Below are 11,380 nucleotides of genomic sequence, written 5' to 3'. Positions count from 1 at the left end.
AGTTTGGCCATCTGCTCAGCAGTCAGCCAGAAAAGGTCGCTCATATCACCGCTCCGGTTTTCGAGCCGTGAATCACGCAGCGCTTTGAAAATCAATGCATCCTGACCCTAGTGACGCGGAGCTCGCCGAAGACGTTGAAAAGCAGTTCAAACTGATTGGGGCTGCTTATGCCACAGGAAACGCGATTAAGATTGATAGGGCCATAAATCGAATTGCAACCATTCGGCGTCTGAAAAGGCTGGGTTTTTATGAGCCAGGAGACCCGAATGATGAAGACCGAGATGGTTGACGACACAACCAGAGATCGCTTCACATAACACCCATTCAGTGATGTTCCCGGTTTTTTAAGGCGGTGCTGAGCAACCCTTGGTTGCAGCAGCTTGGCGTTTTCATCCCTGCTCATACGGCTGCCTGATGCAGCGGGGTTAAGATGTTGAATAATGAACTTACGAAATTCATCTGGTAAGCACAGAAATTAAACTTGCCTATCAGGCCCCGCGTCGCTGATCCAGGTGATGGTGATAGGCAGCAACAACAGCGAGCTACATAGCCTCCAGCGTATGTGAGAGACCGTTTCGGATGTGATCTTCCAACAGCTTCTTTGCGGTGCTCGCGTCTCTGGCCAATGCGGCATCGAACATACCCTTGTGCTCCCTTACGGCCTCTTCGCCGCGATAGGTCAGCACGAGCATCTGATACCGCAGATACTTGTCATAGATGATCGAGTGCAGAGACAAAAGGTTCTTGGAGTTGCAGGCTGCGATCATTGCTTGGTGAAACTCCCAATCATATCGTTTCCAGGTTTCTTTCTCGGACTCGTCGCCCTTAAGAAGCTGCTGTTCCATCAGGTGCAGTTTGTGGTGTGCGGCAACGAGATTGCCTTCCCAGTCCGTGTCGCCGTTCGCGATGGACAACTCCAATGCGTGGCATTCCAACAGGACGCGCAGCTCTGAAATCTCGGTCAGGTCTTCTCGTGAAACCGGCGTAACCAGGAAACCCCGTTGCTCAGGAGCTTCGACAAATCCATCGCTGGCGAGCCTGTTCAGCGTTTCACGAAGTGTCGAAAGGCTTGCCGAGTAGCGTTCCTTCAAGGCGTCCAGCTTCAGTTTGGAGCCGGGTTGCAGCTCCCCGAAGATGATATCCCGCTTGATGCGCTGATAGGTGCTTGCACCTATCGTAGACGGCTGTTTCGCCATGCGTTTCACCCGATATTATCAGTTTCCTCGTTCAATTAGCATTTTTCAGAGACATCAGCAATCCAAACTGATGTATGGTAAAAATAAAAATATCATACATTATTGCGGAATCGCGAAAACCCCAATACGGTCGTGGCCAAGTTGGGCAAAGCAGCCCGATCGCAATCATCGGTTTCGGGATTTTCCGGACCCTCCGGAAGGAAGCAAAGTGTCTAAGAACTTTCGCATTGCCATTGTCGGCATTGGCCTTGTTGGACGCCGCCACGCAGACGCTATACGAGCGTTGCGCCATGTTGATCTCGTCGCGGTGGTCGACCCCAGCGATGAAGGTCGTGCTTACGCCGTTGAGCATGGGGTCACATGTTACGAAACCCTCGAGGAAATGTTTGCAAATCAGACGCCGGACGGAGCTGTTCTTGCGACCCCGACCACGCTTCATGTTGAACAAGGCCTCACGTGTGTTCGACATGGTTGTCCCCTTCTTGTCGAAAAACCGATCGCCGTGGAAGCCACCGCTGCACTTGAGCTTGTTCAGGCAGCGGAGAAGGCCAATGTGCCACTGATGGTCGGACATCATCGTCGGCACAATCCTCTGATCCGGTCGGCTAAGGAAGCCATTGTCGGTGGGAAGATTGGCGATGTGCGCGCTGTCCATGCGAATTGCTGGTTCTATAAGCCAGACGAGTATTTTGATGCTGCGCCCTGGCGAAAGAATCCAGGTGCAGGGCCCATCTCAGTCAATCTGGTCCACGACGTCGATCTTCTGCGGTATTTGGCCGGAGAAGTCGTGACCGTTCAGGCTCAGTCGGCTGCATCGCAGCGGGGCTACGACAACGAAGATGTTGCCGGTGCTCTGTTGACGTTCGAAAGCGGAGCGATAGGGACCATAAGTGTGTCCGACAGCATCGTTGCTCCATGGAGCTGGGAGATGACGTCTCAGGAATATCCAATCTATCCTTCAACCACTGAGAGTAGCTACATGATAGGTGGCTCTCATGGTTCGTTGTCCGTTCCCGATCTTCGATTGTGGAGTTACCAGAGTGAGCAAAGGGACTGGTGGACGCCAATCTCATCAACCGCGCTGAAGAAGGGTGCGTCTGACCCTCTGGTTAATCAGCTTAGGCACTTTGTTGAAGTAGCTCGGCACGAAGCAGATCCGATTGTGTCTGGATGGGAAGGTTTTAGAACGCTTCAAGTTATTGAAGCTATTCAGAATTCTTGCAGAACTGGCGAGACTGTCAGGATAAGAACCCTTCAGGAAATGCAGCAACAGAGATTGCAGGTAATGAAAAATATCTGATATTTTGTAAAACATCTTGCAAAATGTCCAAAATAGGTCAAAACTCTGAATCGCAAAAAAGAAGCATCATGATGTCTCAGGGAGGAGCAAAGTGATTACCAAACTTACCCGCCGGGCTGCTGTATCAGCCCTGGTCGCAACCGGTGTTCTGTTTAGCGCAACAAGTGGTGCGCTGGCGGAAGAGAAAGTGCAACTTCGCCTCGCAACATCAGGATCGGAGACCGATCAGCGCTCGGTCGCAATGGCCGAGGTTTTCGCACCCATGGTCGCTGAATTTGCGACGTATGAGCCCAGCTATAACGGCACAATCTTCGCCCAAGGTACGGAGTTGGACGCCATCAGCCGCGGCAACTTGGAAATGTCGATCACCTCGGCGCAGGAACTGGCACAGTTCTTCCCCGAGTTTTCGATCTTTACCGCAGGCTATGTCCATCAGGACGCCGCGCATCAGGTGGCTGTCTTCAACGATCCCTTGATGGATGCCTTCAAGCAAAAGGCCGAAGAAGAACTGGGCGTCAAACTGCTGTCGGTCATGTATTTGGGCCGTCGTCAGGTGAACCTGCGCCAACCCAAGGATGAACTGACCGTCAGCACTCCGGCTGATCTGGAGGGTGTGAACCTGCGGATGCCGGGCACAGATGCGTGGCAGTTCCTTGGCAAAGCGCTGGGTGCTGCCCCGACACCAATGGCGTTCTCAGAGGTTTACACAGCTCTGTCGACCGGTGCCGTTGACGGTCAGGACAACCCGTTGCCGACTGTGGTTGACGCCAAATTCTACGAAGTGACCAATCAGATCATCCTGACATCGCACTTGGTCGATTTGAACTATATCGCCATCGGCAAAGAGGTTTGGGACGGGCTGACACCAGAACAGCAAGCCAAGGTCCAGGAAGCGGCAGACGCAGCGGCGGAATCTGGTCGTCAGAAGCAGCTTCAGAAAGAAGAAGATCTGGTCAGCTTCCTCAAGGAGCAGGGCATGGAGGTTTACGAGCCCGACCTCGCGGCGTTCCGCGATCAGGTACAGTCGATGTATCTGGACAGCGAGTTCGCCGGATCATGGCCGGACGGCGTTCTGGAGCAGATCAACGCTCTGGGCAACTAAGGTCGTCTGAAGAAGGGAGGGAGAACCACGATGAAAGGCTTCAAAAAGGGGTTCTCCCGACTGACCGAAGCGATTGCCGGCGGGATGCTGGCGGCAATCTTCCTGATCTTCCTTCTCCAAATTCTTCTGCGGTACTTCTTTACCCCCGCTGGCTGGACGCTTGAACTCATCGGCATCCTCTGGGTCTGGGTGATCTTTTTTAGCTGCGCCTTCATCGTGCGCGAGAGGGATCACGTGAAGTTCGACATCATCTACCTTTCGGTGCCGATGCGCGTGCGGCAGGTCTTTGCGATGCTGGCGGCCGCGGCGATTGTGGTCGGGATGCTCTACAGTTTCCTGCCGACGTGGGACTACATCGACTGGATGAAAATCCGCAAAACCTCGACTGTGCGCAATCCGTTCTCGGGTGAGAAGATACCGCTGCGCTCAGTATTCTCGATTTACGCGGTTTTTATGCTGGTCGTGGCTGCGCGGTATGCTTGGCTGTTCTTCGACGTCATGCGCAATGGCCCACCAAAGACAGAGTTGGAACTGGTCGTTGGGTACAACGTCGTTGACGATCATCCCCGTGTCGACGTCGAAGAGGACGAGGAAGTTAAGAAATGAGTTTTGAACTTCTTTCCTGCCTGCTCGCTCTCTTTTTTCTGGCAGGCATCGGGACACCTATCGGCTATTCCATCCTCTTGGCCTCATTAGTGTACCTTGGCACGGCCGGATTGGACGTCGCCCTCGCGGGCGAGAAGATCCTGCAAGGCTTTTACAAAAGCACGATTCTGCTTGCCGTGCCTTTGTTCATCGTTGCCGCGAATATCATGAACGCGGGGTCGATCACCGACCGCCTGCTGAACTTCTGCGTCGCTGCGGTCGGGCGGTTCAAGGGCGGCCTCGGGCACGTAAACGTGGTAGCGTCCCTGATCTTCTCGGGTATGTCCGGCTCGGCTGTCGCGGATGCCGCGGGGATCGGTAAGATCATCATTGAGATGATGACCAAGGATGGCCGCTACAGCCGAGGCTACGCAGCTGCAATTACCGCAGCGTCGGCAACGATCGGCCCGATCATTCCGCCTTCGATTCCGATGGTTTTGTACGCGCTCGTTTCCAAGGCCTCTATCGGGTCGCTGTTCCTGGCCGGTATTCTGCCGGGCCTGATCATGGGCGTCGTCCTCATGGCGATGAACTACTATCTGGCCGGCAAGCGGAACTTTGCATTGGAAGAACCTGTTCCGCTGCGCGAGTTACCTGCTAAAACCGCCAACGCGTTCCCGGCGCTGCTGATGCCGGCGATCCTGCTGTACGGTATATATGGAGGCGTTACTACTCCGACCGAGGCTGCAGCCGTGGCTGCATTCTACGCTCTGCTATTGGCAGCGTTGTTCTACCGCGCGCTGACCTTCCGTGGCCTTTATCAAGTGTTCGTCGACAGCGCACGCTCTTCCGCAGCCGTCGGGGTGGTCATTGGGGGCGCGTTCATTCTGAACTTCATCGTCATTCAGGAACAGATCCCGCAATCGATCTCAGCCTTGCTGGAGGGTTCAGATGTCAGCCCGATTGTGTTCCTGATCCTCGTAAACCTGCTGATCCTCGCGCTGGGATGCGTATTAGACGCAACAACGATCATCCTGGTGATCGTGCCCCTGTTCATCCCGACCTGCGAAGCGCTTGGGATTGATCTGGTGCATTTCGGAGTACTGGTCGTCGTAAACTCGATGATCGGCCTGATCACGCCGCCCTACGGCATTCTGCTCTTCGTTATCAACGCCGTGACGGACATTCCGCTGCGCGAAATCATCTCGGAAATCTGGGCTTTCCTCGCGGTTCTCATCTTCGCCTTGGTGATCATGATGCTGATGCCGGATCTGGTCCTGTGGTTGCCGCGTATGTTTGGATATCAGGGATAATGTGCCTCTCGGTTTCGACAACGTCGATCCCCGGTGATCTGGCCGAAAAACTGAGTGCTATCGCCGACGCGGGATTCGGAGGTGTCGAATTACACGAACCGGACTTGACCGCTTTTGACGGGCCGCCATCGCAAATTCGGAAACGTGCTTCAGCTCTCGGCCTGAAGATTTGCCTGCTGCAACCTTTCCATAACCTTGAAGGCCAGTCTGGCAGCGGACGGGAGCGCGCCTTTGATCGGCTGAAGCGCAAACTCGACCTGATGAGTGAGTTGGGAACGGAATTGCTGCTAATCGGGTCTGCTTTCGAGGTCGATGCCGCTGCGACCGAAGAACAGGTAATCGCAGATCTTGGCGAGGCGGCCCAAATCGCTAAAAAAATGGGGATGCGTCTGGCCTATATGGGCTTGCCATGGTCGGATCTTATTCACTCGGATGAACAGGCGTTAGGCGTCGTTGATGCTGTCGACAGCCCTCATCTGGGGTTGGCTTTGAATTCTTTCTTCTCGCTTGCCGACGGGTCCAAACCAGCCCGCCTTCGGGACATTCCCGGAGAGCGGCTGTTCCATGTGCAACTGTCCGATGCACCCCGGCTTGAGATGGATATACGTCGGCTCAAGCGGCACTTTGGGCTTCTGCCGGGGCTTGGGTCGCTGAACCTTGCGGGCTTTGTGCGCGTGCTTGCCCGCGCCGGATACAAAGGGCCTTGGTCGGTTGCACGCGTCAACGAAGCAGCTCCTCAACCCGGTGGCCGAACACTGGCCCGAGACAGCTACAGGTCGCTGGTGAACCTCTTGGATGAGGTTTGCCGGACCGAGCCGGGAACCGATTTCGGCATCCCGGACCTGCCGGAACGCGTCTATGCGTCAGGCTTCGAATTCGTCGAATTTACAGCCGACGAAACAAGCGGTGCGCAGCTGGCAGATATGCTGTCAGCAATGTGTTTTCGAATGGAGCGAAAACATGTATCCAAGTCCGTCGAGCTGTGGCGGCAGGGCGCGATAAACATCGTCGTGAATACCGAAAAGGAAGGATTTGCCCATTCGGCGTTCCTGGGTCACGGCCCCTCCGTTTGTGATATGGGGTTGCGTGTCAAAGATGCGGATCAGACGGTTCAGCGAGCGACCGAGTTGGGCGCGCCGAATTTCTCGCAGCCAGTAGGGACCGGGGAACTGGACATCCCGGCCATCCGAGGTGTTGGTGGCAATGTTGTCCATTTCATAGATGAGAAATCCGATCTGCATCGGGTTTGGGACATCGAGTTCGAGCCAGTCGCCAAGACCAAAGCGATCCAGCCTGCCGGTCTGCGCCGCATCGACCATCTGGCACAGACGATGCGTAACGATGAGATGCAAAGCTGGCTGCTCTATTACATTTCGACTTTTGAGATGGCAAAATCCCCGATCGTGAACGTTGCCGACCCGTCGGGTGTTGTGCAAAGCCAAGCCATCGAAAGCCCCGAAGGCGAAGTGCGTTTAAACCTGAATGGTGCAGTTGGGCGTCGAACACTGGCGGCTTCATTCCTTGAAGACGGTTTTGGTGCTGGTGTTCAGCACATTGCCTTCCAGTCGGACGACATATTTGAAACCTCAGCCCAATTGCGGAAGTCCGGTTTTCCCAGCCTGTCCATCCCAGAAAACTACTACGCTGATCTGCAAGCGATATTCGGATTGGATGACGATTTGGTCGCTCAACTGCACCGGGGTAACATACTCTACGATCGGGCGGTGGGTGCTGAGTATTTTCAGATATACAGCCGCCCCATCTTTAACGGCTTCTTTTTCGAAATTGTTGAACGCCGCATGGGCTATGCCGGTTACGGTGCGCGTAACGCGCCCATTCGCCTCGCCGCGCAAAGCAAAACCCAGACGTTCAAAGAGGTGAAGACTCAATGACTGTGCTGGATGAAAACATGACAATGGATGAGCGCGCCGTTCGCCAATGGTGGCGTACCTCCATCATCGACATGAAGCCCGGTCAGGTCGCTTTTCGTGGCAACGCCATAGAGGACCTGATCGGGAACGTTTCATTCCCACAGATGATCTGGCTGATGGTGCGGGGTGATCTGCCCAGCGACGCACAAGCGCGCTTGTTCGAAGCTGCTTTGGTCGCAGGCGTGGATCACGGCCCACAGGCTCCCTCAATCGCGGCTGCGCGTATGGCCGCCACCTGCGGGGTAGGTCTCAATAATGCGATGGCGACTGCGGTGAACATGCTGGGCGACGTGCACGGCGGGGCAGGAGAGCAGTGTGCAGAGCTTTACTATGATATCGCAGTCCGCATGGATGCGGAAGCTTCGCTGAATGACGCTGTTCGGGATGGCTTGGACAGTTGGCGCGAGACCTACGGCAAGATCGTATCGGGCTTTGGTCACAGGTTTCACAAGCCTGTCGACCCACGCGCACCACGATTGATGCAACTTGTTCGTGATGCGGCGGCAGTAGGCACAGTATCTGGCCGGTTTGCCGATATCGGAGAAGAGGTTCAAGCCGAACTCGGTCGTCAACGCGGCGCTCGGCCAATTGCCATGAATATCGACGGCGCGACTGCTGTGATCTTCTGTGAACTTGGTTTTCCTGCGCCCTTGTCACGAGGGCTGTTCTGCCTGTCCCGCTCGGTCGGAATACTCGCCCACGCCTGGGAGCAAATGGGGCAGGGCGGTCGGAACAAAGGGCCGATGCCCCCGAATTACTTACCCCTCTACGAAGACAGGAATGATGACACGTGAGACATCGAAATCCTTCCGGGTCGGCCTTATTGGCTGTGGTCGTATCAGTGATATTTATCTAAAGACACTATCCAAATTTTCGAGCGTCGAAGTCGTGGCTTGTGCAAGCCTTGATCCTTCGGAAAGCCGCGCCAAAGCGGATCAATACGGTGTCGCCCAGGCCTGCACGCCAGATGAAGTGTTTGACGATCCGACGATTGACTGCGTTCTGAACCTGACAACTCCGGCGGCGCATGCGGAAATCAGTTTGCGCGCGTTAAAGGCGGGCAAGCACGTCTATTCCGAGAAGCCACTGGTCATGAACCGAACGGATGGTAAGGCGATCCTGCACATGGCCTCTGAAAAGGGGTTGCTGATCGGTTGCGCACCCGACACATTTCTGGGCGGTCGCTGGCAGACCGTTCGGCGCTTGATCGACGAGGGTGCCATTGGCAAACCGACGGGGGTTTTTGCCCATGTCGGTACCCACGGGACAGAACGCCACCATCCCAACCCGGATTTCTACTATAAGGCGGGTGGTGGGCCATTGCTGGACCTTGGGCCGTACTACCTGACCGCCATGATCTGCTGCCTTGGTCCCGTTGACCGGGTCGCCGGAATGGCGCGATGCACGTTCGACAAAAGGATGATCGAAAACGGCCCTCGCAACGGCGAATGGATGGACGTCGAGGTCGACACGCACTCCCTTAGCCTGCTGCAGTTCTCTTCCGGAGCTATAGGGTCGATGACCATGAGCTTCGACGTTTGGGACAGCGAAACTCCGCGGTTCGAGATCTACGGTGAAAACGGCACCATCAGCATCCCAGACTCAGACCCGGTTCATGGCGCCAACATCTTTCAGGGGGATGTCTGGTTGAAGACGCGGGACACCTCGCGCTGGTCTCACCAGCCTCGTCCAACCGGTCGCGAAGACTGGCAGGTGGTCGAAAACAAACACGGGTTCAATGAGGACAGCCGCGGGCTCGGCCTTTTGGACCTCGTCCTGGCCGCAAAAGAAGGACGCCAACCCCGTGCGAGTGGCGCGCTTGCCTACCACGTTTTCGAGGTCATGGACGCAATTGAACGGGCACCGAAATTCGGAGCGTATCAGACGATAGAAAGCCGTTGCGAGGTACCCGAGCCTTTGCCGGTCGATTTCCTGAACGATGAGAGGAAGGAGTTGGCGAATGCCGATTGAGACACTCGACTTTGCCCAGCCATTCTTTCGCGTCCAGCACATCACCGATGAAGACAGAATATCTGTCGAGGGTCGCGCAATTGTTCTGAACCTTGGGGGAAGGGGCCTTTCGGTCGAGGATCAGACCGTTGCGCCGCTTTCGTCTGTGATCGTGCAAGACAGCGTGCTTAACGGCGTGGAACGCGCAGTAATTGTCTATGGTTTCGACGCCCATGCCGATGAGAACGAGCTGTTCGCATGGGTGAAAGATACATGGCCATCTGCTTTTGATGTTCGCCAAGAGGAGCGTCTGCGCGGTGTCAGCCACTACATGTCGCCAAAGGTCTTCGTGGGTAACGTTGGACTGACCATGTACCATTCCGGCTCGGTCCCATTGAATGTCGGGTTACATAAGGATCATCCGTTCTGCCCGGTACCGGGGTTTCGCGAAGTGCATACGCAAATCGTAGGCTTTGGCAAAATGCAGCAATGCCGCGAACGGGACGTTGAAACCCTTTACCTCGAAGAACTCATGGCTCCGGGCGCGACGCACAAGCCGATGTATGACGCCGAAGGCAACTATCCCTGGCATCAATACGAGACGATTACCCCCAGCATTTTCATGGCGGTGGAAATGCTGCCGGAAGGCGTACGGGTCCCGGAAATGGAGGTTCAGAATGGCTGAGAGACTTTTACCCGAAAACCTGAACTTTGACGGTCCATTCCCCCGGTTGTCTCGCCGTTTGCGGCTGGGCGTTGTTGGCGGAGGACGTATCTCTGTCACGCAAGCGATGGCAGCGAGGATGAGCGACCGATGGGACGTCGCCGCAGGCGCGCTCAGTTCAGATGCCGAGCGCAGCAAAGCACGCGGGGCCGAATGGTTCCTGCCAGCAGACAGGTGCTATGCGTCGTTCGACGAGATGGCACAGGCCGAGGCGGCACGCTCGGATGGCGTAGATGCCGTCATGATCACTACCCCAAACCACGTTCATTTTGAAGCTTCCAAAGCGTTTCTGGAGGCGGGCATTGACGTGATGTGCGACAAGCCCCTGACCAACGAAGTCGACGAGGCCGAGGGGCTTGAGGAGATTACCGCGCGCACGGGACACATCTTTGCTGTCGGCTATGCGATGTCATGTTTTCCGGTAATCCGTCAGGCCAAACAAATCGTGGCGGAAGGCGGCATCGGTAAAATCAACCAAATCCACGTCGAGTTCATGCAAGACTGGATGACGCCCGATGATGTGGCTGATGCGCCCCATGTCAAATGGCGGCTGGACCCAAAGATTTCTGGTCCGACTAGCTGTGTCGGCGATATCGGAACCCATGCCGCGCATCTCGCCAGTTTTGTCTCGGGCTTGCCCTTGACCAACCTACGGGCCGAGTTTCATGTCTGCGGCGTGCCACAGCCGTTGGAAGACACGGCGTTCATGTTTACCCGTTACCAAAATGAAGTCCCCGGAACCTTGTTGGCAACACGCCTTGCCCCCGGGAATCGGGGAGGATTGCGGTTGCGGATATTCGGGAGCGAAGGAGGTCTCGAGTGGGACTTGGAGAATTCGGAGCGGCTAAAGTTCAATCGGTTTGGTGAGCCGGATCGTATCATCAGCCGAGGTCACGGGCATGGCATCGACCCCAGCGCGGAACGTTTGATCCGAACCGCGCGCGGCTTCCCCGAAGGGATTATCGAAGCCTGGGCTAATCTTTATACTGAGTTCGCAATGGCAGTGGCCGCGCGCCGGGATGGCGTCGCGATTCCGGCCGATTGGCTGACCTATCCCAGTGTCAATCAAGGCGCAGACGGTGTCCGCTTCATTGATGCCTCCGTGCGCTCTCACCAGTCCGGAGGGGACTGGGTCACTCTCTAAGGCTTTGCCAACACAAATGTAAAACACGCCCGGGCCGTTGCCTGGGCGCTTTCATTTTCTGCTCAGCATTAAAAGTTGATATTTTAAAAAATATCAGATATTTTTTACTACGTGTGATGAAAATAAGATTCGCAG

Annotated in this window: 10 protein-coding genes; 9 read left to right on the top strand and 1 reads right to left on the bottom strand. The window is 55.6% G+C overall.

The window, feature by feature from the left end:
* Positions 1-542 precede the first annotated feature (542 nt).
* On the bottom strand, positions 543-1,196 hold the full coding sequence (locus ACR0AA_RS22870) for a GntR family transcriptional regulator (protein ID WP_480666322.1): 654 nt from the start codon (positions 1,194-1,196) through the stop codon (positions 543-545).
* Here ACR0AA_RS22870 and ACR0AA_RS22865 point away from each other — a divergent pair.
* From ACR0AA_RS22865 to ACR0AA_RS22825, 9 genes are all read left to right on the top strand, one after another.
* Entirely contained in the window at positions 1,195-2,496 is a 1,302-nt protein-coding gene (locus tag ACR0AA_RS22865; protein ID WP_480666323.1) for a Gfo/Idh/MocA family protein, read from the top strand. The two genes, ACR0AA_RS22870 and ACR0AA_RS22865, sit on opposite strands and share 2 nt — an antisense overlap.
* 91 nt (positions 2,497-2,587) lie before the next feature.
* Positions 2,588-3,598, top strand: coding sequence for a TRAP transporter substrate-binding protein DctP (gene dctP / locus ACR0AA_RS22860; RefSeq protein WP_480666324.1), 1,011 nt, complete (start codon positions 2,588-2,590; stop codon positions 3,596-3,598).
* 30 nt (positions 3,599-3,628) lie between these two features.
* Positions 3,629-4,204, top strand: coding sequence for a TRAP transporter small permease (locus ACR0AA_RS22855; RefSeq protein ID WP_480666325.1), 576 nt, complete (start codon positions 3,629-3,631; stop codon positions 4,202-4,204).
* Positions 4,201-5,496 (top strand): TRAP transporter large permease, encoded by a 1,296-nt coding sequence (locus ACR0AA_RS22850; RefSeq protein ID WP_170628591.1) that lies wholly within the window; start codon positions 4,201-4,203, stop codon positions 5,494-5,496. The genes ACR0AA_RS22855 and ACR0AA_RS22850 overlap by 4 nt, the downstream gene beginning before the upstream one ends.
* Positions 5,496-7,388: a bifunctional sugar phosphate isomerase/epimerase/4-hydroxyphenylpyruvate dioxygenase family protein gene (locus ACR0AA_RS22845; RefSeq protein WP_480757659.1), complete on the top strand. Its 1,893-nt coding sequence runs from the start codon at positions 5,496-5,498 to the stop codon at positions 7,386-7,388. The genes ACR0AA_RS22850 and ACR0AA_RS22845 overlap by 1 nt, the downstream gene beginning before the upstream one ends.
* Complete coding sequence (locus ACR0AA_RS22840; RefSeq protein ID WP_480757657.1) at positions 7,385-8,221, top strand: citryl-CoA lyase; 837 nt, start codon at positions 7,385-7,387, stop codon at positions 8,219-8,221. Before ACR0AA_RS22845 ends, ACR0AA_RS22840 begins: the two co-directional genes overlap by 4 nt.
* Positions 8,208-9,398: a Gfo/Idh/MocA family protein gene (locus tag ACR0AA_RS22835; protein ID WP_480757654.1), complete on the top strand. Its 1,191-nt coding sequence runs from the start codon at positions 8,208-8,210 to the stop codon at positions 9,396-9,398. The genes ACR0AA_RS22840 and ACR0AA_RS22835 overlap by 14 nt, the downstream gene beginning before the upstream one ends.
* Positions 9,388-10,062, top strand: a complete 675-nt coding sequence (locus tag ACR0AA_RS22830; RefSeq protein ID WP_480666330.1) for a hypothetical protein — start codon at positions 9,388-9,390, stop codon at positions 10,060-10,062. Before ACR0AA_RS22835 ends, ACR0AA_RS22830 begins: the two co-directional genes overlap by 11 nt.
* On the top strand, positions 10,055-11,245 hold the full coding sequence (locus ACR0AA_RS22825) for a Gfo/Idh/MocA family protein (protein ID WP_480666331.1): 1,191 nt from the start codon (positions 10,055-10,057) through the stop codon (positions 11,243-11,245). The genes ACR0AA_RS22830 and ACR0AA_RS22825 overlap by 8 nt, the downstream gene beginning before the upstream one ends.
* Positions 11,246-11,380: the final 135 nt, after the last annotated feature.

This window comes from Ruegeria sp. CE8, assembly GCF_056537465.1.
Note: the sequence above shows the minus strand (reverse complement) of the source record. Positions and strands in the feature narration are given on the sequence as shown.